Raw genomic sequence first — 891 nt, 5'->3', positions numbered from 1 at the left:
CCTCGTCTCCCTCCCCGCGGCACACCCCCAGCTGGGCGCCGTCACCGACGTGGCCGGCATCGTAGACGTGGCCCGCGGCAGATCCCGCGCCTGGGTAGTCGTAGACGCCAGCGCCTACGCGCCCTACTACTGCGTCAACTTTGATGACTGGGGAGCAGACATCATCGGTGTAGACCTTGGCCAACTCGGCGGGCCGCAGCTATCGGCACTGGTCTTCCGTGACAGCGCCATGTTCAACCGGCTCGCCACCGATCCGCTGCGTATGGCTGGGTTTGGCGTCGCGCCGGGTCTCGCCGGCGGTGCACCAACGCTGGTGGACCACCTGGCCAATTTGGAGCCTGCACCGGAAGGCCGCAGCACGCGTCGCGCACGACTCATCGCATCCATGGACGAACTGTCCTCCTACCTGCGTGGCCTCCGGGATGACCTATATACCTTCCTGGGTACATGGCCGGACGTGCACATTCTCGGCGCATCGGGTGAAGCCGCCGCGGGAGCCAACATGGAGCGTCTACCGCGCCTCACCTTCGGCGTGCAAGGCGTGCCCGCAACAACGGTGCATGAGCGCCTCTTCGACAACGGCATCATCACCACGCTGACCACTCCCACACCGCTGCTCACGGACATGGGGCTGGAAGAAATGGGTGGCGCCGTCACCGTAGGCCTCGGGCCGTTTAACACCTATGCCGACATTGAGCAGCTCATCCGCGTGGTGGCCTCCCTCGCCTAGTGGTCGACTAATCGTCGACCACTAGGACTATTTGTGTTATGTCCATAGGGTTTTTGGACATGGAGTCCGGTGTCTTTTTGGACACGGAATCCATGGTGTTCTTGGACATTTCTAGCGGCTTATGGTTGTAGCCTGCGTTTCGGCCGGGGCTTGGATAGTTT

The 891-nt window shown here is 62.5% G+C and carries 1 protein-coding gene; it reads left to right on the top strand.

The genetic code is table 11. The annotated features are described in order from the left end of the window. Positions 1–730 (top strand): PLP-dependent aminotransferase family protein (locus F4V54_RS10940; RefSeq protein WP_487246620.1); only part of this gene is annotated, 730 nt, incomplete at its 5' end. Positions 731–891 lie beyond the last annotated feature (161 nt).

Source organism: Corynebacterium tuscaniense (assembly GCF_008693065.1).
Taxonomy (GTDB): domain Bacteria; phylum Actinomycetota; class Actinomycetes; order Mycobacteriales; family Mycobacteriaceae; genus Corynebacterium; species Corynebacterium tuscaniense.
Note: the sequence above shows the minus strand (reverse complement) of the source record. Positions and strands in the feature narration are given on the sequence as shown.